Origin of the sequence: Pseudoalteromonas sp. MM1 (assembly GCF_030296835.1) — a bacterium.
Lineage (GTDB): Bacteria > Pseudomonadota > Gammaproteobacteria > Enterobacterales > Alteromonadaceae > Pseudoalteromonas.
Genome location: NZ_AP027922.1, coordinates 2,210,860 through 2,235,775, shown reverse-complemented (window position 1 = coordinate 2,235,775; position 24,916 = coordinate 2,210,860). Strand labels below are relative to the sequence as shown.

The 24,916-nt window shown below is 40.8% G+C and carries 21 protein-coding genes, 1 pseudogene and 1 riboswitch; of the genes and pseudogenes, 12 read left to right on the top strand and 10 right to left on the bottom strand.

All coding sequences use genetic code 11. The annotated features are described in order from the left end of the window. The first annotated feature begins 192 nt into the window (after window positions 1-192). Complete coding sequence (locus QUE46_RS10125; RefSeq protein ID WP_286244688.1) at window positions 193-990, top strand: M48 family metallopeptidase; 798 nt, start codon at window positions 193-195, stop codon at window positions 988-990. A gap of 223 nt (window positions 991-1,213) precedes the next feature. Here QUE46_RS10125 and QUE46_RS10120 read toward each other — a convergent pair whose 3' ends face one another. From QUE46_RS10120 to QUE46_RS10110, 3 genes are all read right to left on the bottom strand, one after another. After that, complete coding sequence (locus tag QUE46_RS10120; RefSeq protein ID WP_286244686.1) at window positions 1,214-2,239, bottom strand: alpha/beta fold hydrolase; 1,026 nt, start codon at window positions 2,237-2,239, stop codon at window positions 1,214-1,216. 151 nt (window positions 2,240-2,390) lie between these two features. After that, window positions 2,391-3,179, bottom strand: a complete 789-nt coding sequence (locus tag QUE46_RS10115) for a nucleoside-binding protein (protein WP_286244685.1) — start codon at window positions 3,177-3,179, stop codon at window positions 2,391-2,393. 134 nt (window positions 3,180-3,313) lie between these two features. Then, window positions 3,314-4,627 carry a Na+/H+ antiporter NhaC family protein gene (locus QUE46_RS10110; protein ID WP_286244684.1) on the bottom strand — a complete coding sequence of 438 codons (1,314 nt, stop codon included), beginning with the start codon at window positions 4,625-4,627 and terminating at the stop codon, window positions 3,314-3,316. Window positions 4,628-4,967: 340 nt separating this feature from the next. Here QUE46_RS10110 and dapB point away from each other — a divergent pair, with 340 nt between their 5' ends. The 4 genes from dapB to greA all read left to right on the top strand — a co-directional run bounded on the left by dapB (window position 4,968) and on the right by greA (window position 11,022). Next, entirely contained in the window at window positions 4,968-5,765 is a 798-nt protein-coding gene (gene dapB, locus QUE46_RS10105; RefSeq protein WP_286244683.1) for a 4-hydroxy-tetrahydrodipicolinate reductase, read from the top strand. Between the two features lie 362 nt (window positions 5,766-6,127). Further along, window positions 6,128-7,264: a glutamine-hydrolyzing carbamoyl-phosphate synthase small subunit gene (gene carA, locus QUE46_RS10100; protein WP_286244682.1), complete on the top strand. Its 1,137-nt coding sequence runs from the start codon at window positions 6,128-6,130 to the stop codon at window positions 7,262-7,264. 16 nt (window positions 7,265-7,280) lie between these two features. Continuing rightward, a complete protein-coding gene (carB, locus tag QUE46_RS10095; protein WP_286244681.1) occupies window positions 7,281-10,499 on the top strand; it encodes a carbamoyl-phosphate synthase large subunit in 3,219 nt (1,072 codons plus the stop codon). Window positions 10,500-10,545: 46 nt separating this feature from the next. Then, window positions 10,546-11,022 (top strand): transcription elongation factor GreA, encoded by a 477-nt coding sequence (greA, locus tag QUE46_RS10090; RefSeq protein ID WP_286244680.1) that lies wholly within the window; start codon window positions 10,546-10,548, stop codon window positions 11,020-11,022. 332 nt (window positions 11,023-11,354) lie between these two features. Here the strand turns inward: greA and QUE46_RS10085 are convergent, their stop codons facing one another. From QUE46_RS10085 to QUE46_RS10075, 3 genes are all read right to left on the bottom strand, one after another. Then, a complete protein-coding gene (locus QUE46_RS10085) occupies window positions 11,355-12,230 on the bottom strand; it encodes a DUF4198 domain-containing protein (RefSeq protein WP_286244679.1) in 876 nt (291 codons plus the stop codon). Between the two features lie 4 nt (window positions 12,231-12,234). Next, window positions 12,235-12,756 carry a DUF2271 domain-containing protein gene (locus QUE46_RS10080; RefSeq protein ID WP_286244678.1) on the bottom strand — a complete coding sequence of 174 codons (522 nt, stop codon included), beginning with the start codon at window positions 12,754-12,756 and terminating at the stop codon, window positions 12,235-12,237. Between the two features lie 208 nt (window positions 12,757-12,964). After that, window positions 12,965-15,079 carry a TonB-dependent receptor domain-containing protein gene (locus QUE46_RS10075; protein WP_286244677.1) on the bottom strand — a complete coding sequence of 705 codons (2,115 nt, stop codon included), beginning with the start codon at window positions 15,077-15,079 and terminating at the stop codon, window positions 12,965-12,967. Window positions 15,080-15,235: 156 nt separating this feature from the next. On the opposite strand from QUE46_RS10075, the gene QUE46_RS10070 reads away from it, so the two are divergent. The 7 genes from QUE46_RS10070 (at window position 15,236) to QUE46_RS10040 (ending at window position 21,825) form a co-directional block, all read left to right on the top strand. Beyond that, on the top strand, window positions 15,236-16,228 hold the full coding sequence (locus QUE46_RS10070; RefSeq protein WP_286244676.1) for an AraC family transcriptional regulator: 993 nt from the start codon (window positions 15,236-15,238) through the stop codon (window positions 16,226-16,228). A 312-nt stretch (window positions 16,229-16,540) separates the two neighbouring features. Beyond that, window positions 16,541-17,599 carry a S66 peptidase family protein gene (locus QUE46_RS10065; RefSeq protein ID WP_024033385.1) on the top strand — a complete coding sequence of 353 codons (1,059 nt, stop codon included), beginning with the start codon at window positions 16,541-16,543 and terminating at the stop codon, window positions 17,597-17,599. Window positions 17,600-17,666: 67 nt separating this feature from the next. Then, a riboswitch (FMN riboswitch) is annotated at window positions 17,667-17,851 on the top strand. A 346-nt stretch (window positions 17,852-18,197) separates the two neighbouring features. Next, window positions 18,198-18,851 (top strand): 3,4-dihydroxy-2-butanone-4-phosphate synthase, encoded by a 654-nt coding sequence (ribB, locus tag QUE46_RS10060; protein WP_286244675.1) that lies wholly within the window; start codon window positions 18,198-18,200, stop codon window positions 18,849-18,851. 189 nt (window positions 18,852-19,040) lie between these two features. After that, window positions 19,041-19,532 carry a cupin domain-containing protein gene (locus QUE46_RS10055; protein ID WP_286244674.1) on the top strand — a complete coding sequence of 164 codons (492 nt, stop codon included), beginning with the start codon at window positions 19,041-19,043 and terminating at the stop codon, window positions 19,530-19,532. 8 nt (window positions 19,533-19,540) lie between these two features. Then, window positions 19,541-20,674, top strand: coding sequence for an L-dopachrome tautomerase-related protein (locus QUE46_RS10050; protein WP_286244673.1), 1,134 nt, complete (start codon window positions 19,541-19,543; stop codon window positions 20,672-20,674). A gap of 177 nt (window positions 20,675-20,851) precedes the next feature. Next, a complete protein-coding gene (locus QUE46_RS10045; protein ID WP_286244672.1) occupies window positions 20,852-21,058 on the top strand; it encodes a hypothetical protein in 207 nt (68 codons plus the stop codon). A gap of 182 nt (window positions 21,059-21,240) precedes the next feature. Next, window positions 21,241-21,825 carry a bifunctional 2-polyprenyl-6-hydroxyphenol methylase/3-demethylubiquinol 3-O-methyltransferase UbiG gene (locus QUE46_RS10040; protein WP_286244671.1) on the top strand — a complete coding sequence of 195 codons (585 nt, stop codon included), beginning with the start codon at window positions 21,241-21,243 and terminating at the stop codon, window positions 21,823-21,825. A gap of 51 nt (window positions 21,826-21,876) precedes the next feature. Here the strand turns inward: QUE46_RS10040 and QUE46_RS10035 are convergent, their stop codons facing one another. The 4 genes and pseudogenes from QUE46_RS10035 to QUE46_RS10020 all read right to left on the bottom strand — a co-directional run bounded on the left by QUE46_RS10035 (window position 21,877) and on the right by QUE46_RS10020 (window position 24,620). Beyond that, window positions 21,877-22,530 (bottom strand): nitroreductase family protein, encoded by a 654-nt coding sequence (locus QUE46_RS10035; RefSeq protein WP_286244670.1) that lies wholly within the window; start codon window positions 22,528-22,530, stop codon window positions 21,877-21,879. A 78-nt stretch (window positions 22,531-22,608) separates the two neighbouring features. Beyond that, the gene (locus QUE46_RS10030) at window positions 22,609-23,397 is read right to left on the bottom strand and encodes a glycine betaine ABC transporter substrate-binding protein (RefSeq protein ID WP_286244669.1); all 789 of its coding nucleotides are present in this window, start codon (window positions 23,395-23,397) and stop codon (window positions 22,609-22,611) included. 119 nt (window positions 23,398-23,516) lie between these two features. After that, window positions 23,517-24,221, bottom strand: a pseudogene (locus tag QUE46_RS10025) (L-dopachrome tautomerase-related protein); the annotation flags it as partial. A 21-nt stretch (window positions 24,222-24,242) separates the two neighbouring features. After that, window positions 24,243-24,620: a hypothetical protein gene (locus tag QUE46_RS10020; protein WP_286244668.1), complete on the bottom strand. Its 378-nt coding sequence runs from the start codon at window positions 24,618-24,620 to the stop codon at window positions 24,243-24,245. Window positions 24,621-24,916: the final 296 nt, after the last annotated feature.

Sequence of the window (24,916 nt, the reverse complement as noted above, 5' to 3'; positions counted from 1 at the left end):
AGTCACTCAACAATCACTAAAAACAGGGTTTATAGTGTAACAGGGCTATGTAAAGGTATAAACTGAGATTACTCGTGAAATTAATTTATTTATTAAAAATAAAGAGCTAAGCAATAAACAGCAATGATTCTAAATTGGCACTGTGTTTGCTATTCTACACCTAATAAAAAATAAAGATTTAAAGGAAACACCATGAAAAAGCTTGCCCTTGCCCTAATCGCAACTGCAGTTTTAGCAGGTTGTAAAACATCGCCAACAGGGCGTACACAAATAGCGCTGTATTCAGATCAGCAAATGAGTGAAATGGGCACAGCCAGTTTTGCTCAAATGAAAGAATCACAGCCAATTAATAAAGATGCGAAAACCAATGCGTATGTAAATTGCATTGCTGATAAGGTTGTAGCTGTTTTACCTAAAGAATATGCGTCGCAAAATTGGGAAGTTGTGGTATTTGAAGATGAGTCGGCTAATGCCTTTGCACTACCAGGTGGTTATATAGGTGTGCATACAGGATTATTGAAAATAGCCACCAATCAAGATCAGCTTGCAACAGTATTAGGGCATGAAGTGGGCCACGTTATAGCAGAGCATTCAAATGAACGTGTATCACAAAGCTCAATTTTAGATACCGGTATGCAATTAGGCAGCGCTGCGCTTGAAATGGGCAACGTACAATACCGCAACGAAATTATGCAAGGTTTAGGCTTAGGGGCCCAATACGGTGTAGTTTTACCGTTTAGCCGTTCACACGAATCAGAGGCCGATACCATTGGCTTAGATTTAATGGCGCAAGCAGGCTTTAACCCACAAGAGTCGGTAACCCTTTGGCAAAATATGAGCGCAGCAGGCAGTGGTAGCACACCTGAGTTTTTATCTACTCACCCTGCACCGAGCAATCGTATTAAAAATTTACAAGCACAAATGAGTAAAGCACTTAGTGAGCAAAGTACGGCTAAAGCGCAGGGTAAAAACCCGCAATGTACGCTGTAAATTAGTTTTTATATAAAAAACCCCCGTAAGCAGTTTACTTACAGGGGCTTTATTTTATTAAGCATAAAGCTATTACTCATACTAATCGGCATAAGTAAGTGATCTATTTTGAGGATGGATAAACGTGTTGATAGCAAGGCAAAAAATTCGCTATTTAGTTGTTCTAAATGAGAATTTTTTAACGCAGATAGCGACACGTTTAGCCCCGCAAAATGATTAGATATTATTGCGGATTGGTATTACTTAGTGCCTGTTTAAACACCGCTTTAAATCGCTCAAAATCTTCTACTTGCGGTAAATGTCCTAAGTTATCAAGTTCAAACAATTGTGCATCAGGAATAAGCGCAGCAGCGTGCTTACCTAGTTTGTCGTAACGCCCCAGCTCGTAATTAACCCCATCTTTTTTCCAGTTTCGACCAGGGCCGGTTCTATCGCGTGTACCAATAATTAATTTAACTGGCACGGCTAGGTTTTTAAATTCAGTGATCACCGGTTGGGTAAAAATCATATCGTAGGTTTTAGCGTTAACCCAGGCAATTTGCTCTTTATCTGGGCCTTGTATTTGCCCTGTTATAAAGTCAGTAAGAGCGGAGTAGGTGGCGTTCCACTTTCCATCGTAATAGTTTTTTTGCTGATATTTTTTAACGCCCTCGGGGGTTTTGTTAAGCTCATTTTGATAAAAAAAGTTGGTGTCTTTGTATTTTACATAGTGTAGGTAGTTTTCAAGCCCTATTGGATTAAGCAAAATCAGTTTAGAGGTTGTATTTGGGTACATTAATGCAAAACGGCTCGCTAGCATTCCGCCCATAGAGTGGCCTACAACAATCGACTTTTGTAAATTTAGCGAGTCCATTAATGCATGGGTATGGTACGCAAGCGCCGCAAATGAATATTGATAGTTAGTGGGTTTAGAAGACTTACCAAAACCAATTTGATCGGGGATCAACACCCCAAAGCCAAGCGATTGTAAGTAACGTGCTGTGGGGCTCCAGTAGTCGGCATTAAAGTTTTTACCGTGCATTAGCGTAACGGTTGGCATACTTTCTTTAGTCGGCTTTAAATAAATATATGCCATTTTTAGTGATTGCTTTTGTGACTCAATATTAAAGTAATTTACTTTAAAGTCGTATTGATAACTGCTTAAAAGCGCATCGTAAGATAGAGACTCTGTATTTACTTCACTACTTGCTAAAGCATTATTAGTTAAAGCTAACAATGCAGAAAAACATATAACTTTAATTGGCGACATTTTGTTACTCCTTTAAAGGACAAGCCATAGGCTTAAAAGAAGTACGACAATAACTAAGTATTGAAAGGGGTTCAATTAAATACTTTTCATGGCATAAAAAAGGAGCGCCTTAAAGCGCTCCGTTTATACAATTTCAACTCAAGGAGGTTACTTAAAATGTCCACTCAACATGTATTTGTGGAACCGACTCAGTTACCTCGGTACCTAATTTGTTGTGCCAGTATTGTAATTCCATACCCAATAATAGGGTGTTTTCTTTCATTTCTAAAGCATGGCCCATATCCCACACTAAAATAGGCTGTGCGAGTATCCAGGCTTCTACGTCGTTACCAAATTCATCTTCGCGCTCTGCGATGTACTCAGCGTGCCCTTTAAAGCTAAACTTTTGCGAGCCTAGGGTAAACGGATATTCAAAGGCTACATCGAACATCCAGCTGTTAGTTTCAATAGGGGCCCCGCCTTTTGCTACGCCTTCACTGTCGTCAATATAGGCAGTGACAAGTGTTTGAAAAAAGTTGAACCCGGGTACATCCCAGCTTAATTTAACACCCGGCAGGTATTTCATCATTTTGGCATCGCCGGCAACGTTAATTCCGCCAGTGAGGCCTACATCTAATAATGCACCTGTGCCAATTTTCTCACCGCTAATAGCCGATAAGCTTAGCGTTGAATACCATTCGCCGTAAAAGTCGCTATCTTGGTAGCCATCGGTTGTATCGTCTTTGCTGTAATCAATAAAGAAAAAATTATCACCGTAATCATAGCCCGATGCATGTTGCAGCGAGTAAACAGTCGTATCTGATTCTTGCTTGGTAAATGGGTTTTTTTGATCGCCATTATTAACATGTAATGCGGTACTGCTCCAATTTGCAGCAAGGGCAGAAGATGATAAAGCGATTGAAGTAAGGGTAACGAGGGGAAGTAATTTTTTAAATTTCATAATCTATTTTTAACTATAATTTTGGTGACACGCGAAAGCGCGCATTATAGCACAAGGTGTTGATTAGTAGATTATTATTTTAACATATGTTGCAGCTTATTTAGTAAGCTGCAACATAGGGTTTTGCACTAAATTTAGGCTTTGTTACGGCGCAAACAAATAATGGCAATGGCAGTAAAAGCTAAAATAAAGCAGTAGTAAGATGACGTTGATACTTCCCACGGGCTAATTTTAAACGTAGCTCCTAACAGTAATGCTTGCGCACCATAGGGCAGTGAGCCTTGCGTAACACAAGCAAAAATATCGAGTAAGCTTGCAGAGCGTTTACCACTTATTTCGCCATCATCAGCAAGCTTTTTAGCAATAGGACCTGCAACAATAATTGATACCGTGTTATTGGCTATACACACGTTACTGGTTAATACCAAGGCAGCTATACCAAGCTGATCAGCTACTTTGCGGTGCCACTTGGCAATCACTTTTGTAATGGCTTGAATTTTTTGTGCCAGAAAATCAAGGCCGCCGTTAATACGAATAAATTCAGATAAGCCACCAATAAACATAGAAAGTAAAAATATTTCCTGCATATCGGTAAAGCCTTTGTAAATATCTTTTACAAAGCTTGCGCCTTCGTAGCTGCCGGTAAAGCCCATTAGCGCAGCAAATACAATACCGCTAAATAGCACCACAAACACGTTCATACCGGCTACAGCCAATACTAAAATAAAGGCATAAGGCAGCACTAATAATAAATCAAAATCTTTTGTTTCTACTGCTTGTGGAGCAGGGGTTAAATAAAGCAGCAAAGCAATGGTTAGTACTGCAGCAGGAACCGCTATTTTTAAGTTTTCTTTAAACTTGTCTTTCATTTCACAGCCTTGCGTACGCGTTGCAGCAATAGTTGTGTCTGAAATAATCGAAAGGTTATCACCAAACATTGCGCCCGATACTATCGTACCGGCCATTAGCGCAGGGTCGATGCCTGTTTTAACGGATACCGCATAAGCAATTGGCCCTATAGCGCCAATGGTACCCATAGAGGTTCCCATTGCAGTAGAGACAACCGCAGCAATTAAAAATAGTCCAGGTAATAACAGCGACGGGGGTATAAGTGACAAGCCAGCATTTACAACCGCATCCACACCACCGGTGGCACTTGCAACAGCCGAAAATGCACCAGCAAGTAAATAAATTAAACACATGGTAATAATGTTGTTGTGTCCTGCGCCTTTAATAAAGGTTTCAACACATTGGTTTACAGTGCCTTTGTTTAAAATAAAGGCGAGCATAATAGCGGGTAGTATAGCAACCGGAGCTGGGAGCTGGTAAAAAGCGTAATCAACCCCTTGCGATTGTAAATATAAACCTGAGCCTAAAAAAAGGGCTACAAAGGTAAGAAGGGGAAGCAAAGATAGAATTGCTTTGTTTTTATTAAATGTTGGCTGCATTGTATTCCTCATAACCAGTTAGTATAACCACAGCCAAAACTCCTCTTTTAGCTGAATTTAGTAGATCACTCTTTAATAAAAAAAGTAGATGACCACAGCGCCCGCAAGCCAAAGACCAAATCGACGCGAAAGAGAAGTTTAAATGTATAGATGGCTAAAGTAAACTGGTATTGTTATTATTATTTAATTAAGGGCTTACCTGACTATTGCACGACTTTTAGATAATATCTACCGGTGTGCGATTATATGCGGCTAATAATTGCTCAAAGCAAATTTAGGTCGGCAAATTAATCAGGGTACGCAACAACAGATCCAACTAAATCAGATTAAGGCAATAACAATGAATCGAATCGGTGTTTTTGGTGCTAACGGCAGAATGGGCTTAGCCTTATTAGAAGCCGCGACAATTAAAGAGCAAACACAACTTGGTGGTGCGTATGTTCGTAGCAGCTCATCGTTATTGGGTATTAATGTAAATCAAGTAAACAGTGCAGCCGACAAAGCCATTAGCTTTAGCGATGAGAGCAAGGTTGCTGATGTTGATGTACTTATCGACTTCACCTTACCAGCAGGTATGCGCAATCACTTAAAAACAGCGCTCGATAAAAAATTACCTATGGTTATAGGTACCACAGGTTTAACGAGCGAAGACATGGCATTATTAGAAAATGCTGCTAAACATATTCCTATTGTGTTTGCGCGTAACTATAGCGTTGGCGTTAATGTACTACTTAACCTAGTACAAACAGCGGCCACTAAATTTGGTGACGACCTAGATATAGAAGTGTTTGAAGCGCACCATCGTCATAAAATAGATGCGCCATCGGGCACAGCATTAGCCATTGGTGAATCTATTGCACAGGCTAAAGGGTGGGATCACGATGAAGTAGCGGTATACGACCGCAGCCAACTAGAAACCGCAAAATCACAAAATGAAATTGGCTATTCAGTCCTAAGAGGTGGGGACATAGTAGGTGAACACACCGCGTATTTCGCAACTATGGGCGAAAGGCTTGAATTAACCCACAAAGCAAGTTCGCGAATGACCTTTGCATTAGGAGCTATAAGGGCTGCGCAGTGGTTACAAAATAAACCAGCAGGACTTTATGATATGCAAGATGTGCTAGATCTGAAGTAGTTTAGTTACTTTTTTAGCTGTTTGGGTCTATTTTTGCCTAAAGCGACTTATTTGTAGTATTTATCTAAATAACGTTAGACCTAAATAGCATCTTCATGTAGAATGCAGCCAATTTGCCAAAAATTACTAAATGCGTGTTTCCAATTATACCCAAGTGGCTAGTAAAACCAGGGGTTTCAGTGGGAATGAAAAGAGTTTTAGGCAAGAAAAATGATTGAAGGTTTAGCGTTTTATATCGGCATCATTTAAGACTGCGTAAAACAATTTAAGCTCACATAAATCTGGTTTTGACGATCCCTCTGGGTATTGGCGGGGTGTTAAGCATTTGCTTACTCCCGTTTTTTACTGTTAGGAGGTTTAACTTGACTAAATCCGCTCTGTTAGTCCTAGAAGACGGCACAGTGTTTCGCGGTACTGCAATCGGCGCTGACGGTATGTCAGTCGGTGAAGTAGTATTCAATACGTCTATGACTGGTTATCAAGAAATTTTGACTGATCCATCATACGCGGAACAAATCGTAACTTTGACGTACCCACATATCGGCAATACGGGTACCAACAGCGAAGACGAAGAAGCGAATCAAATTTGGGCTAAAGGCCTAGTGATCCGTGATTTGCCACTGCTAGCAAGTAACTTTCGTAACGAGCAATCGTTAGATGATTACTTAAAACAACGTAATATTTTAGGTATTGCGGATATCGACACCAGAAAGCTTACCCGTATTTTGCGCGACAAAGGCGCACAAAACGGCTGTATTATTGCCGGTGACGAGTTAGACGAAAACAAAGCGTTACAAGCCGCGCAAACCTTCCCTGGTTTAAAAGGTATGGATTTAGCAAAAGTTGTCTCAACCAAGGAAAATTTTGAGTGGCGCGAATCAAGCTGGACATTAGGCCAAGGATTTAAAACCCTTAGCAGTGATGATGAAAAGTTTCATGTAGTAGCCTACGACTTCGGTGTTAAACGTAATATTTTACGTATGCTAGTTGATCGCGGTTGTAAATTAACCGTTGTACCAGCGCAAACCTCAGCCGCCGATGTACTTGCTTTAAACCCAGATGGTATCTTCTTATCTAATGGTCCTGGCGATCCTGAGCCATGTACTTACGCTATTGAAGCAATTAAAACCTTTTTAGAAACCGACACACCCATTTTTGGTATCTGTTTAGGGCATCAATTATTAGCACTGGCCTCAGGTGCTAAAACAGTAAAAATGAAATTTGGCCACCACGGTGGTAACCACCCAGTAAAAGACTTAGACCGCGATGTAGTAATGATCACCGCACAAAACCACGGTTTTGCTGCCGATGAAGACACACTACCAAGTAACTTACGTGCCACGCACAAATCGTTATTTGATGGAACACTACAAGGTATTCATCGTACTGATAAACCAGCGTTTAGCTTCCAAGGTCACCCAGAAGCAAGCCCAGGCCCGCACGATGCAGCCCCATTATTTGACCACTTCATCGACCTGATGCAAGCGCGTAATAACTAATTTAACTGGAGTAATAATGCCAAAACGTACCGATTTAAAAAGCATTCTTATCTTAGGCGCAGGCCCAATTGTCATTGGTCAAGCTTGTGAATTTGATTACTCTGGTGCTCAAGCGTGTAAAGCACTTAGAGAAGAAGGCTTTAGAGTTATATTAGTTAACTCAAACCCAGCAACTATCATGACTGACCCTGAAATGGCCGATGCAACCTACATCGAACCAATTCACTGGGAAGTGGTAGAAAAAATTATTGAAAAAGAAAAGCCGGATGCAGTCCTACCAACGATGGGTGGTCAAACTGCATTAAACTGTGCCCTTGATTTAGACAAGCACGGCGTACTGGCTAAACACGGCGTTGAGCTAATTGGCGCAACTGCTGATGCAATCGATAAAGCAGAAAACCGTGAACGCTTTGACGTAGCCATGAAAAACATTGGCCTTGAATGTCCGCGTGCAGAGATTGCTCACTCAATGGATGAAGCGCACGACACGCTTACGCGCATTGGCTTCCCATGTATTATTCGTCCTTCTTTCACCATGGGCGGCACCGGTGGCGGTGTGGCTTACAACATGGAAGAATTTAACGAAATTTGTGAGCGCGGCTTAGATTTATCACCAACCAGCGAATTATTAATTGATGAATCATTAATTGGTTGGAAAGAATACGAAATGGAAGTTGTTCGTGACAAAAAAGACAACTGTATCATTGTATGTTCTATCGAAAACTTTGACCCTATGGGTGTACACACCGGTGATTCAATCACCGTTGCGCCAGCACAAACGCTAACCGACAAAGAATACCAATTAATGCGTAATGCCTCTATGGCGGTACTGCGTGAAATTGGTGTAGAAACCGGTGGTTCAAACGTTCAGTTTGGTGTAAATCCAGTTGACGGACGTATGGTTATCATTGAGATGAATCCGCGTGTATCTCGCTCATCTGCTCTTGCATCAAAAGCGACAGGTTTCCCTATTGCTAAAATTGCCGCTAAATTAGCGATTGGCTACACGTTAGATGAACTTCAAAACGACATTACTGGTGGCAAAACACCCGCGTCATTTGAGCCTTCAATCGATTACGTAGTAACAAAAATACCTCGCTTTAACTTTGAAAAATTTGCCGGCGCGAACGACCGCTTAACAACGCAAATGAAATCAGTAGGCGAAGTGATGGCGATTGGTCGTAACCAGCAAGAGTCGTTACATAAAGCATTACGCGGTCTTGAAGTTGGCGCAACGGGCTTTAACCCAATTGTGGCACTTGATGACCCGAAAGCGCGCGAAAAAATCATTCGTGAACTACGTGAGCCAGGTGCTGAGCGTATTTGGTACATTGCCGATGCAATGCGCCATGGTATGAGCGTAGAAGAAGTATTTGAACTAACCAAAGTTGACCCTTGGTACTTAGTACAAATAGAAGACATTTTAAAAGACGAAGCTAAAATTGCTGAAGGTGGCATGGCCGGCTTAAATGCAGAGTTTTTACGTAAACTTAAACGTAAAGGCTTCGCCGACCCACGTATTGCTGAAATTGCTGGTGTATCTGAAGCCGAAATTCGCAAAAAGCGTCATCAGTTAAACATTGTACCTGTGTACAAGCGTGTTGATACGTGTGCTGCCGAATTTAGCTCAGACACGGCTTACATGTACTCAACGTACGATGAAGAGTGTGAAGCTAACCCGTCAGACAAAGATAAAATCATGGTTATTGGTGGCGGTCCTAACCGTATCGGCCAAGGTATTGAGTTTGACTATTGTTGTGTACACGCAGCCCTTGCGCTACGTGAAGACGGCTATGAGACCATCATGGTTAACTGTAACCCTGAAACAGTTTCTACCGATTACGATACCTCTGACCGTCTATTCTTTGAACCAATTACACTTGAAGACGTGCTAGAAATTGTACGTGTTGAAAAACCAAAAGGTGTGATTGTACAGTACGGTGGCCAAACACCACTTAAACTAGCACGTGAACTGGAAGCGAATGGTGTGCCAGTAATTGGTACATCACCAGATGCGATTGACCGCGCAGAAGACCGTGAGCGTTTCCAACAGTTAGTAGAGCGTCTTGATTTACTACAACCAGAAAACGCAACAGTTACATCAACTGAAGAAGCATTACTTAAATCAGTCGAAATTGGCTTCCCACTGGTTGTACGTCCATCGTACGTACTGGGTGGCCGTGCAATGGAAATTGTTTACGATGAGCAAGACTTACGTCGTTACATGACCGAAGCAGTTCAAGCGTCAAATGAGGCGCCAGTACTACTTGATCACTTCTTAGATAACGCAATCGAAGTTGACGTTGATGCAATTTGTGATGGTGAGCAAGTAATCATTGGCGGCATTATGGAGCATATTGAGCAAGCGGGTGTACACTCGGGTGACTCAGCGTGTTCATTACCTGCACACTCTTTATCTCAAGAAGTGCAAGATGTTATGCGCAAACAAGTAACCGATATGGCACTTGAACTTGGCGTAGTGGGCTTAATGAATACACAATTTGCTGTAAAAGATGGCAAGGTGTACTTAATTGAAGTAAATCCACGTGCAGCGCGTACTGTACCGTTTGTATCAAAAGCGACCGGCATTGCACTTGCAAAAGTAGCAGCACGTTGTATGGCAGGTCAGTCTTTAGCAAGCCAAGGCATTACTAAAGAAGTAATTCCACCGTATTACAGCGTAAAAGAAGTTGTTTTACCGTTTGCTAAGTTTCAAGGTGTGGATCCTATCCGTGGCCCAGAGATGCGCTCTACAGGTGAAGTCATGGGTGTTGGCGATACTTTCGCCGAAGCGTTTGCAAAAGCACAATTAGGTGCAAGCAACACTTTACCACGCGGTGGTCGCGCGTTACTATCTGTACGTAACAGCGATAAGTCTCGTGTTGTAGAACTTGCTAAAACCATGACAGACCTTGGTTTTGAAATTGATGCAACAGGTGGCACAGCAGAGGCTTTAAAAGAGGCCGGTATTGAAGTACGCCGTGTAAACAAAGTATATGAAGGCCGCCCGCATATTCTTGATAACATCAAGAATAAAGAGTACAGCTATATCGTAAATACCACCGAAGGTCGCCAAGCGATCGAAGATTCGAAGGTGTTGCGTCGTGGTGCATTGCAAAACAAAACCAACTACACGACAACCTTGAACGCGGCATTTGCTAACTGTACTGCTAACCAAGCGGACGACCGTAGTAAAGTGACGTCAGTTCAAGAGCTTCACCAGCGATTGAACTAAGGAAATGTACCAAGGCCTTTAGGCCTTGGTGTTAAGTGAGAAAAGTATGCAATCAATTCCGATGACAGTTCGTGGCGCAGAGTTACTGCGCGCAGAGCTTAACGAATTAAAAACAGTTACCCGACCTAAAATCATAAATGATATTGCGGTAGCACGTGAACATGGTGACTTAAAAGAAAACGCTGAATACCACGCTGCGCGTGAGCAACAGGGTTTTTGTGAAGGCCGAATTCAAGAAATTGAAGCTAAGCTTTCAAATGTGCAAATTATTGACGTAACTAAAATGCCTAATACAGGTAAAGTTATTTTTGGTACAACCGTCACTATTGTAAATGTAGAGACAGATGCTGAAGTAAAATACCGTATTGTAGGTGATGACGAAGCAGATATTAAAAATAACTTAATTTCTGTTAACTCACCGATTGCACGTGGTTTAATTGGTAAACAAACAGATGATGCTGTAACCATTAAAACGCCTAAAGGCGACGTTGAGTACGAAATCATTGACGTTGAGTATATTTAATACTTAGTGTTAAAAAAAACCACACCTTAGCAATAGGGTGTGGTTTTTTTATGTTTGAATTTTAGTATAAGTAATTCGCTTATACCTATTGTGTTATACCAATTCGCAATAATACTTAATCATTTTGCGTGGCTAAACGTGTCGTTAATTGTGTTAAAAACTCTAATTTAGAGTAACTAAATAGCGAATTTTTTGCCTAGCTATCAATGCGTTTTTCCATACTCAAAGTAGAGCACTCAATTAAGCTGATTGGTATAAGAAACTTATAACGCCACTTACCTCAAGTTGTGACCCCCAAAGTGAACACTTATATTTGTGTGTCGATACAAACATTATTGCGGGAATACCTCTAACGTGACATAGAGGCTGTCATGCTTTACATCTACATTAGCTGGTTGCTCTATATCAAGTGCGGTTTCGGCGGTTAAAAAGTAAAACCCAGCTTTTTGTGGGGTAAAGGTAAACTCACCGCTTTCGTTTACTTTGATGATTTGTTCATTGCGGGTGTTTCTGTGGCGAGTGCCTGCTTTTATAACTTTTAACTGCGTATTTTTTGGCACCGCTTTACCGTTATACACCAGTTTAAAATGAGCAGGCTCTTGGGCAAATAAATCATTGGGATGAGTTTTACCTGTTAACTCTAAACCTTTTCCAATAGGCTGAAAAGTGTTTAAAGAAGGCTCGTTCAAAGTGATAAAAGTCTCGACGCGAGCCGCGGTTGTTCTGCGCACTATATTACTGGCGCCTTCTGGGATTACCGGTTTTGGGCCAAATACTCGCCCAGGCGCGCCATTGGCCTTTTTAAATGTGGTCATGGCCACTTCTTTTTGCACTAAGCTCACGCGGTAAGTCCCTGATTGGCTAAAAGGCACGTCAGCCACAGATAAGCGCTGAAATGCTTGCCATTGTATTGAGCTGTCGGTTTCGCCATTGGGTAACAATACATTTGACTCCAATAAAGAGAACAAAGGCTTTAAATCACCAGCATCAATACCTTTATTATTATTGCCCAGCGGGCGGTCTGGGTGAAAAATATCGTTAGAAATACTCGAAATAATGGTTGCATATTGAACCTTATCGCCTGAAAACACAGTATGAGAAGGCACCATGAAACGTTCGTGAGCAATACTTATGTTGCTAAATGTAAGGGCCAATAAGCTACAGCTTGCAACAAGCCCTTTGATCGAATGTGAAATTAATTTTTTCATTGTTTTACTCTATTGTGATGGTAATAGCGCCAAGTTCGGTTTGACCTTGCAGTTGATAATGCTGCGGTTGCTTGTTATCCCAGCGTATTTTTTGTTTCAAATATTCTCGGCTGCCTTCTTCGCGTACAGCTTCAAAATTAAGTGTGTATTCGCCTTGTGGCAACATTTCACTGTTAGTTAATTGGCCTTGCCAGCTAACTTGATAGCTATTTGGTTTTTTTGTAGCGCCTGACACGCCATCGTAATTTGCGCTTGCTTTACGGCCAATTTTTCGCCACCACTGGCGTAAGTCTTTAAACCACTCTTGTTGCTCATGCCAAAAAACTAAAGTATGTATACCTTCGCGCTCGGGCGTTTCCAGCCAAATAGCCACATAAGGACGGTGGTAGGGTTCGGTATTTATTTTTGGTAAGGTAAAGTCGATGGTTAAATTGATCGGCTCTGCTGTTTTAGCGTAACTCTCTGGGGCTAAAAACGAGCTTACCAATAGTGAAATGTAGAATATTCTAATAGCTTTAAAGCGCATTATAGTTCTCATTAAATAATATAAACCAGTTAACAACTTAACTGGTTTATAAGGTTGTGCCTAATACTTAATCATTTTACGAGGCTAAACGAGTTGCTAGCTGCGTTAAAAAATTCTCATTTATAACAACTAAATAGCGAATTTTTTGCTTTGCTATCAACACGATTATCCATCCTTAAAATAGATCACTTAATTATGCGGATTGGTATTAAAACTGATAGGCAAATGTTGCTTTGATATTTCTGCCTGGTTCATAATCGAGTAGATAGAGTTCGCCAAAGCGAGGGTGGAATGAAGTTCCTGTTCGTGATGATTGGGAGGCGTAATATTCATCAAAGAGGTTATCCACACCAAACACGATATTTATTTGTGGTTGGCTTTGTGGTTGCCAATTTAGCGAGATATTATGTACTGTAAATCCGTCTTTCTCGTTATTAAGTGTCGCGCCGTCAAGGTCTACGCCGGCATCCACATCATCTACATTCATTAACTCCCAGTGTAGGGTTAAATCGACAGCAGAGAATACATAATCGGCACTGACTGTTAAGGTATCACCTTGTTGGCGGTCTAGTCTTGCACCGTTTAAGGCATCGTATTGATCAAAAGCATCAAGTTCACTCTCGGCTGATGAGTAAGTTATTTGACTATTGAAACCGTTTAATTTGTAGCCTAGGTATGCTTCAAAGCCATCAATTTCCATGTTGCCAATATTATCTTTGAGTGAGCCGCTTGCATAATCATAAATGTAATCGTTGATTGACGTTTTAAATAATGTCGCGCCTAAAGAGAGCTGATCATCATCTTTAATAGGTGTTTGATACGCAAATGAGAACTCGGTGTTGGTACCTGTTTCGGCTTTAATATCAGGGTTAGCTTCATCGTATAAGCCTGCACCAATAAATACCTCAGCAATTTCTGGTGCCTTAAAAATTTGTGTAGAACTTAATTTAAAGATTAATTGCTCTGTGGGTGAGTACTCGGCAGCTAAAGCAAATGATGTTTCGTTAAATGTATTATCAACTAAGGTTGAGTCAATGTCGTAATGTTCATAACGGGCGCCTGGAATGATGGCAAAACTTGGACTAATTGCTATTTTATCTTGAATAAACAGTGCTGTTGTTGTTGCTTCTTCTGCAGATACAGCATCATCGAGCGTTGTGTAATCAGCATGGTAGTGTGTTTCATGCTTAACTATATCTAGGCCGTAAGTAATATCATGCTCAATGCTGTTAGAAATTAACGTGTTGGCTAAAATATTCACCCCTGTGTTTTTGGCTTCACCGGTGATTATACCGGCTGAGCTTGCAAAGCTTTCGTTTTCGGCCCAGCCTAACTCATCACGCCATAATTCACTGGTATTTGAAAATACCGAGGCTTTAAGCATCGAATAATCTGACCAATGAAGTGTGTAGTTTAGCGTTAATGTGTCGCGTGTAAACTCTGTAGGCCACAACAGTGGAATCGCTAAGGAGTTAGTTATAGCTAAATCGGTGGCTAAGCCCATATCAGGTCGGTAGCTGTAATCACCTTCATCTTTATAGCTTTCATAACTAAAAGCGAGGCGTTGATTGTTGTTTATATCCCAGCCTAGCTTAATTAATGCATCGGTAGTTGTCCCTTCTAAGCCTTTTACTTCACCATCAGTGCCGTCAATTTCAATACCACTGGCATCTTTGATTTGATTGCCACCAACATCATAATTCTTGCGATCTACGTAATTATAATAGGCTAAAAAGTCAACGTTATCGGCAAGTAAACCATAACCTGTTAATGAGTAGTTTGTGCCCGAGTTATCACCGGCACTCACATGAACACGCCCACCTACTTTTTCATTTGCATTAAGCAGTTCTTGAGCTTGTTTAGTTTCAAACTTGACTGCACCCCCTAAGCCGCCATTGACGACCGAGTTAGTACCAATTTCGATATCTACTGATTTTAAAATGTCGGCATGAATTTGTAGGTTACCCATATGGTGATACATATACGTATTTTGTGCTGCGCCATCGATGCTTATTTTTAAATCTTTATCATCCATACTACGAATAGTGATTCGTTGATTCAGAGAGTGTGCTCCGCCTACATCTACCCCAGGAATGGTTCGTAATAGGTCAGAAATATGATCCGCTTGTTTATTACCTATATCACCTTCATTAAGGTAAAGTGATGAAGTATTAACGGCTGTACTCCACACAGAAACACGTTCTATTTCATTATCAGCAGTATTGTTTTGCGCTTCATTTGCGTTTGCAGATATAACTGTTGCACTGAGTGCAGAGGCAACAGCGCCAGAAATAATGCGTTTAGAAAAACTAAAAGGGGCCATGCTTATCCTTAATTATTTTAAATAGTAGAATTATTGCAAATAAGAATTGTTCGCACTATTTTACATGTGTGGTAGTATTTTATTTGGAAAATAATTAAGTAAAATCGCCAATTAATTTTGATTAATCGCCATTAATAACGTGAAAGTGAAATAGCTATGAAATTAGCATCAAACTTAAACAAAGATAACCTTCATTCGGCACTTGTTTTGCAAGGCTACGATAATCATGTTTTACAACATAATGCTAATCACAAACCATTATTTGTAGGCGACTTAACGTTTGAAAGTGTAGCGCAGGGTATCACTATGCACTGTTGTGATGGCGAAGAAAAACAAGCAGCCAGCAGTACGGTTGCCATTGATGCCGGTGTAAGTGTTAATATTTTATTTAGGGGGACGTTGTGTTTTAGTCTAGGTAAAAATACTTATCAGCTTATGGCAAAAACACAAAAGCCGTTGTTATTTATTAATACAATTTCTGGCAAAGAGATGTTCACCCGCCATTTAAACGAAAATCAAAAAGTAAAAAAAATAAATGTATCAATTAACAAGCAGTGGCTTTACTCACGGTGTAAAACAGCCGCCGATAGAATAAAAATAGACAGTATTTTCGCTCACCCAAGTCGTGTATTTACGTTTGACTGCGTGGAAGAACTAACAAGCATTGCAAATCAATTGTTTACATTAAAATCTAGCCTTATATTTGAAGATCAGCTCAAGGCAGAGCAACTATCAATCCAACTAATATATAAGAGTTTAATTTTACTGCTCACTAAGCCTTGCCAAGCAAAGTCGTTACCAATAACTAATCTTCACAGACAATCTTTAAAAGCACATCACAAATGTAAAATAGACAAAGCATTTGAAGATTTTGCGTTAACGCATGGTTGTTTAAGCCAAATTGCAGATTATCTAGGGGTTAGTGTTAGCACGTTACAACGGCAAGTTAAAAACAAGTATCAAGTCACGGCAATAGAGTACTTAAGAAATAAACGCTTAGATAAAGCGAAAAGTTGGCTTGTTTTAGATGGTAAGTCGATAGGTGAAGTCTCTTTTTTGCTGGGCTATAGCCACGTTTCTACATTCACTACCGCATTTAAAAAGCGTTTTGGGGTCACGCCTAACAATTTCAGAAAAGCCCATAGCTAAGTAACTTCAATCATTTAAATAATCTCTGGGGGCGTGTTTAATATTGCGGATTAAAATTTGTTCAATCTATGGGCGATTAAATCCCAGCGCGATGTTTGTAACCGAGTGGGCTCAATAGCTGCTCTTGCGATACTCTAATGATTTATATCCAGCTAGGCTGCAAAGAGTTTATCGCCCCTAGGCTATACCAAATTTACCTATTGCATTCATATTGCATAAAGAGTAAACGTGTTGATATGGGTACACATCTACAATACGTGTAGAAGGGGAAACTTTTCACGCACTGAAATTACTTTATCAAAAGGAACACTCATGGCTAATATACTTTATCCAGCACCTTTAAAAGTAGGCTCTAAAATTGCTATTTGCTCGCTTTCGTCGGGCTTAAAAGAAAAATACCATGCACGATTAGATAGAGTGATAGACGGTTTAAAACACCGTGGTTACGAAGTAGTAGAAGGGGAGTTTTTACGCCAAAATAAACCCCGCGATGAATTAGATGCAAAAGCCCATGCCAAGCAATTAATGGGCTTTTTACTAGACGATGAGGTTGCCGCCATTATGCCGCCAATGGGCGGCGAGCTGGCGATGGAAATTTTGCCACTACTGGATTTTAACGCCATAAAAGAGGCCAAACCGAAATGGCTGGTGGGCTTTTCTGATGTGAGCACAATAGCCTGTGCTCTTACGGCTAAGTGCCAATGGGCAACACTTCATAGTGCCAACTTAATGCAGCTTCACCCAGATGAAACAAACCCCTACAGCTTACAAATTTTTGAAACCATTACCTACGAGTCGGGAAGTAAATTTGAGCAAGGACCCTCTGCTTATTATCAAAAAAATAAACCCAATTACGCACAAAACCCCGATGAGCTGCTAGCGCCAAGCGAGCCTACCCAGTGGCAGTGCCTCAATTACACCGATGAGCGCACAATCGAGATGTCTGGGCGCTTATTTGGCGGCTGCCTTGATACCGTAGGGTTATTGCTAGATTCGCCATTTTTAGCATTGCATGACTTTAAAAAACACAGTGCAAACGAAGGCCTTATTTTATACCTAGAAAATTCAGAGCTTACCCCTACCACCGTGGCACGATTTTTACTGTCGCTCAAACTTGCCGGTGTATTTGATGATATTAACGGCCTTATTTTAGGGCGCAGTGAAATAACGCAAAGTCATCACGATGCATTTGATTACCGTCATGCGCTAGATGTGGCATTGGGTGGGTGCTTGTTCCCGGTAATAATAGATGCTGATATTGGCCATGTGCAGCCAAATTTAAACTTAGTTAATGGCGCAAAATGCTCACTAACGGCCGATATAAATCAAGGTAAAGTACTCAATGCTTCACTAAACACTGAGCTTATTTAACGTTTATTTTTGAATTACATATAAATACACGCGTATAATACGCAGGCCGTGAACAGATAAGTTCACGGTACATTCTCAGGGCGGGGTGAAATTCCCCACCGGCGGTATGTTTTACTCATTACTTTTTTGACTAAAACGAGCCCGCGAGCGCTTTATTTAATTTTTACAATATTGAAAAAGTTAAATGAAGGTCAAGCAGATCTGGTGAGATGCCAGAGCCGACGGTTATAGTCCGGATGAAAGAGAATATAGCTTGTAGCGTATGCAAACATGTAGCCTGTGGCTGCGTGTTTAATACCAATTCGCAATAATACTTAATCATTTTGAGGGGCTAAACGTGTCGCTATCAGCGTTAAAAAATTCTCATTTACGACTGCATGGATGCAGAAGGTAGAGCAATGCAGGAGCAATTGCCGAGAGCAACTAAATAGCGAATTTTTTGCCTAGCTATTAACACGTTTTCCAGCCTCAAAATAAATCACTTAATTAAGCGGATTGGTATAAGCTGTTTAGTGGCAAAAAGTGCGCAATTTAGTTTGTGTGTTTTGCCATGTCTTTCAGTGTCCTGAATCTATTTATTTTTATGTGGAATATAATAATGATTCAGTCTTTACTTACTCAATTTGGCGAAAGCCACACCCGTGTAGAAAATGCCATTGCCGCACTGCAGCAAGGCCAAGGCGTGCTTGTTGTTGATGACGAAAACCGCGAAAACGAAGGCGACTTTGTATTTTCTGCCGAGCACTTAACCACTCAACAAATGGCCGAAATGATCCGCGAAGGCAGCGGTATTGTGTGCTTGTGTATGGGCGATGAGCGTATTAAACAGCTCGACCTACCGCAAATGGTAACTAACAATACCAGTCAAAATAACACAGCCTATACAGTAACCATTGAAGCTAAACACGGTGTGACAACCGGTGTATCGGCAGCCGATCGAGTAACAACGATTAAAGCCGCCACCGCCGATAACGCTAAACCGAGTGATTTATCGCGCCCAGGCCATGTATTTGGCTTAAAAGCACAAACAGGTGGCGTTTTAGTTCGCCGCGGCCACACCGAGGCATCTGTAGATTTAATGCAGCTGGCTGGTTTAAAACCGTTTGGCGTTATTTGCGAACTCACTAACCCTGATGGCACCATGGCGCGTTTAGCACAGGTAAGTGATTATGCTAATAAACATAGTATGACCGTGGTATCGATTGAAGACTTAGTGCAGTACATACAAATGCAAGAACTCAAGGTCAGTTAAGGTTTATTAAGCATGACCTAAGTAAAACCCAGCTTTATTGCTGGGTTTTTGTTTTTCAATAAGTAATTAATTACTCGTTTTTATTTGAAAATGTTTCTCGGCTAAGCGGCTTTTTCAAAAATTCTCAGCCTGTAAACTTTGCCTAAATAGTCAGTGCAGCCGCACCCAGTTTATTATTTAGGTGAAACTATGAAAATTAACACGCTTTTATTAGCAGCTGCTTTAACAAGCACTAGCGTATGGGCAGCGCAAAGTAAACTTGCACAGCAAATAACGCCTGCACCCCAAATGGGCATAATGGATAGTTATAATCAGCACATTACCAACGCCCCTTTTTTACTTAATCTCGACAGCCACCCCAAAGAGCAAATGGGCCCATATTTAACGCGGCAATATTTTCATGGTACGCAATCTACGTTTGTAAAGTGGGTGGCTAAAAAGGGCGGAAAAGTACCCTTGCATAAGCATCCAAATGAGCAAGTAACGTGGATTATCTCTGGCGAGGCTAAGGTGTTTTCTGGCGGTAAACAATACCTTATGAAAGCAGGCGACATGATGGTGATACCGGCCAATGTACCGCACGAATTTCACTTTACCCAAGATACCGTTGATATCGACTTTTTTGCCCCAGCTCGCCAAGACTGGATAGACGGCACTGCAAATTATATTAAACAAAAGTAAGGTAAATTATGTTTTTAAGTAAATCTAAATTAGGCTTAACCGCTATTGTTTTATTAATAAGTGCTGTCGCGGTTGCAAATGAAACAGTACCTGCTGAGGTTTACGCGCAAACAGATAGCGCAGTAGGCGGTATTACGTATACACAAAACAAGCGCTTTATTTTTAGTTATCACCCCTTTTATAACCCAAAAGTAAAAGTGGGGGAGCTTTTAAAAAATGGCGATGTAGTCCCATTTCCTAATGCGCAGATGCAAAACCCTTATAAAAGTGATGGCAGTTTAAAGAATCCCGCTAACTATTTAAATTGGGTATTAGGAGTTAGGGCTGATGATAGAGGGAATGTGTGGATACTCGACTCAGGCCAGGCACAGCCGCGTATTACACCAAAGCTGATAGCATGGGATGCGCTAAACAATAAGCTCAATGAAATTATTTATTTGCCTAGACCTATATCGCAAGCTCAATCTCAACTTAACGATTTAGCTATATCAAGCAAATACAATACATTAGTGATTGCCGATGAAGGTATTGCGGATGGCGGTAACGGCAAGCAAGCCGCCCTTATTATCGTTAATACTCAAACAGGTAAGAGCCGGCGAGTATTGCAAGGCCACGAAAGCGCTTTGCCCGATTACGCAATGCCAATCATCATTGATGAAGGTACAAGTGAAGAAAAGCAACTTAATGCCTTTATTGGTGCCGATGGCATTGTGCTTGATAACGCACAGCAATGGCTTTACTTTGCACCGCTTAATAAAAAATATGTTTACCGTATTAAAATGGCCGATATTGCTAACGAACAATTAACCGATAAACAACTAGGCGAACGTGTAGAGCAATACGCACAAAAACCAGTAAACGGTGGTTTAAGTATTGATGCCGATGACAACTTGTATTTAACCATAGTAGGTGAGCGTACCGTGGGCGTTATTGATGCCTCAACACGTACGTACCGTGATTACACGTACGATGAAAACATGATTTGGCCAGATGGTGTAAGCATTGGACCAGAGGGTTACATGTACACAGGCGCTGCGCAATTGCCGCTTTCGGCAAAGCTTAATAACGGCAATGCTGAAAATAAAGCACCTTATTATATATTTAGATTTAAACCTTTAGCTGAGGGCGTAATAGGGCGCTAACTATAATGTGTAAATTAAGCACGCCTTTATGGCGTGTTTTTTATTTTATTTACTTTTTAAAGCGTGATTATCAATTTTTACAAGATAAAGTTTCAACCTAAATGCGGTTTTTCTGCGCTGACTATTTGGGTATCTTACGGGCATAGGTACTTAACCCGCTTTAGACTTTAATTAAATATGAAACTATACAGTTACTCTCATTGTCCTTTTTGTGCGCGTGTTAAATATGTAGCAGGTAAAACGTCATTAAGTTTGCTTGATAGCGCAATTTATTACTCTATTTTACGCGGCTTATATTGCGAGCCAACCATTACTTGGCCAGAGCAATTAAACCAGTGGATGCATAATCAGGCACTTGAGTCAGGTGTGCCATTAGTTAAGTAAACAGCAGTTTTTACAACCAATGCGACTCCCTTCGTATTGTTTTTTAGGCCAGTGATCCCGTCACTGGTCTTTTTTATTTAATCTTGTTACGTATTTACTCCCCATGTTATTCGTGGAATTATTAAGCAACTAAAGCGTATTTTATACATGCTTGTGTAAACAAATTTAGCTCAGGAGAAATTATGTGGGATGAACGCTATAACACTCAGCAATACGCTTATGGCAAACAGCCAAACGATTTTTTAGCCGATCACTATAAGCAATTACCTAAAGGAAATGTTATAAGCTTAGCCGAAGGCGAGGGGCGAAATGCGGTATTTTTGGCAAAAATGGGTTATCGCGTTACTGCGGTTGATGGCTCAAAAGTAGGGCTTGAAAAAGCGGCAAAGCTTGCCAAAGAGCACAACGTAAACATTGAGCTTATACACGCCGATTTAGCTAAGTTTGATTTTGGGAAAGAGAAATGGGATGCGGTAGTGTCTATTTATTGCCCTTTACCGAGCGCGGTACGCTCAGCAGTATATAAGCGCGCTGTTAAAGGTTTAAAGCCAGGTGGGGTGTTTTTACTTGAGGCCTATACGCCTGAGCAAGTAAATTATAATACCGGAGGCGGCCCAAGTGTCGATACTAAAACCTCAAAAAGCGATTTACAAGATGACTTAATCGAGCTTAGCTTTTTGCATTTAGAAGAATTAAAGCGAGAAGTGCTGGAGGGTACATATCACACAGGTTTAGCATCGGTACTGCAAGCTATTGCTAAAAAATAAAATGAATATAAAAGCTTAGCACTCTTTAGCGCTAAGCTTTTTTAATGGGTTTTATAAAACCTGAATAACTTGCTCTTTTGCTAAGCGAGATTTAGGTAACTTAGCGTTATAATCTTCAGTATCATCATGGTAGCCAAGTACTAACGCTACATCACAAATATAGCCATCCAGCTCGTGTTCAAACACTTCACCAATAAGCTGTGCATCTACACCTTCCATTGGCGTTGAATCAATACCTAAACGGGCTGCAGCGTGCATAGTGTTACCCAGGGCAATGTAAGTTTGCGCTTTGGTCCACATTGCATTGTTACCTTGCTCATCGGTATTCATATCAACAAAGGCAAACGCGCCAAATGCTTGTTCGCGGTTTTCACTTTGTGTACGGCCATTTTTAATATCTGCATCAATTACTTGTGCGTAGTCATCACGTTTATATTTAGGGTTGTAAGCAAATAAAATAACGTGCGATGCAGTTTTAATATGCGGCTGGTTAAATTGGAATTTATTAGCAAACGTAGAGTGCATACGCTCTTTAGCTTCGTCAGATTCAATAACAATAAATTTCCACGGCTGCGAGTTAATAGAGGATGGAGAAAGACGCATAGCTTCGTAAATTACATCTAAGTCATCTTGAGGAATACGCTGGGTTGTGTAGCGTTTAGTTGTATAACGTTTTTCTAAATCATTAATAATTGGATGGGTCATGGTTATCTCCGTTAAGTGGCTAACTAAGCCGAATGTTGTTTATATTGAGCCTTTTTTAAAAAAACAAAGCACAAATTACTATCTAATTGGATTGTTATTAAGCCAATTACGCGTTACGTCATCGAGGGGTTGTAAGTTTTTGCATACTTTATAGTCAAGCTCGGCAATGATCTCATTTGAAAAGCGTAATTTATCAAGGGTGTTTAACTGTGCTTGGTTAAACAGCGCTTGTTTATCTTCTCGTAGGAGTAAAACAGCTCTATCAACAACGCCTAGTAACCCTTGTGGTTCTTTAAGCTCACGTATTGTGTGCTTGTAATGCAAAAATTGTGGCTTCCATAACGGCACTATGCACCAGGTTTGGGTGGCAACGGCGTTTTCAAACGCGCTAAAACAGTCATGCTCTGTGCCGGTTAAAAACTCATATCCCGCGCTCGTCAGCCCATATTCTTTCATCATATTAATAGAAAAACGGGTAATACCAGCACCGGCATTAATGCCCTGAATCGTTTTTTGCATTTTTGCAAGCACATCTGGCTTTAGCAAATCACTAATTTCGTTTACTGCACTTTGTGGTACATAATCTGGTACGCCCCAGTGTGCATAAGGCTCATAATGTAAGCCAAGCTCAACGAGTGGCATAACTTGCTCTACATCGGCTTTGTAAATACCGTGGCTTGAAGGAAGCCACGCTGAGGCAAGTAAATCTACATCGCCCGATTTAAGGTTTTTAAAGTTATCTTGATGCGGCGCATAAACACGCTCAACGTTAAAGCCCATATCAGTTAAAACATGGCTCACTAAAGAGGCCGTAACATGATGAAACGATAAATCGGTTACGCCCATTTTTAAAATTGGTTTACTCATAGGGTCTGCCTTATTTGAATACCAGTAATTAAGTTGAACTAGAGCAAATATGTTTAAAATATTTCGCTGGTAAAAACTTTTAACGAGCCAGTACAAAAACTGGCTCGCTAGTCACTCTTTTACTGATTAAAGCGAAAACGCGTTAATACGTAAGGTGGTTTTGCATTACCATAGCCTTGGCTAAATGCAGGGTGCTGGTGGAGCTGATCTTGTGTTACGTAAATCCAACCGTTGCTTACTGCTAGGCTATCAGGCCATGATAATCGTTTATCTTGAACAATTATTTCGTAGTGGCCTTTAGTGGTTAAGCCAATGGCATTGTTTTCAAGGTCGGTTACTAAAATACCGCCACCTGGGGCGTAGGTCATGCCATCGCTTGGGTTTTTAGGGCCAAATACTTCAATGCTTTTTGCTTTTTTAGCATCTGAATACGTGCTATTGGCGAGGGTTTTTGCCGGAATACGGTAAACGTGTGTGCCTGTAAATGCGCCAAAGTATACCCATTCATTTTTATCATCAATGGTAATTGGATTTAAACCAAAACGCAGGTTTGTTGTTTCACCTTTTGCTGATTTAGACGCAACAGGAGAGGCTTCAATAACAATGTCTCGTTCCTCTGGCATTAGCTTAGCATTGCCCTCAAGTACGCGCATTGATTCGCCAGTTTTTAAATCAACAACAATAAACGCAGGTTTGGTTGCACCTATAAAGTTACCGAATGACATATCGGCAATGTAAATTTTGTCGTTACGCTCATCAATTACAAAGTCTTGTAAAAATGAGTTAGCAAGTACGGCGTCTTTATTTAATTCAATAGTATTAACTAAGGTATTAGCAACGCTGTCCTAGGCAATGAGTTTTGGGGCTACTTGTTCGCTGCCCATGTCTAAAATCCACACCACACCTTTGCTGTCATTATGCACGCCAATTACGGCTGCAAGGCCTACTTTGCCAAGCTCGGGGCCGTCTGCCCAATCTTCAGTAGGGAAAGGTTGTTGAGCACCGTTTGCCATAATTTCAACTACGCGCGTTTTTGGTGCATCAAGCGGGTGCATGCTTACAATCATTCGTCCTGCAGGTGTTATAGTTATACCAGCGCCGCGATATTTATTAAACGTAGTCACTGTTTCAAGGGGGCCAACCTCTGCTGCATAGGCGCTTGAAAAAGCACTTACGGCTAATGACACGGTTGCTATTGCTAAGGTGGTTTTTAATCGTTTCATACTGTGATACCCGTTATGCTAAAAAATAAAGTAAAGCGATTTAAATAGCCTGAATGACTTCGCTGTGTTGAGGTGAATAATAGGTGAGAGTTTTCGTGCAATAAACAGGGTAATGATTGAATCTTTATCAAAAAATATTGGTTAATTGGTGGGCGAGCGCTTGCTTTAAAAACATACTGCTAATGCCCAAAAGCTGGGTTTACTAATACACATATAGTTAAAAGCGTTTAATAAACGAAGTGGTTTTAAGCCCCGTTGAGAGCAAGCAAGCTAATAGAGCGTTACTAAAGATTGTC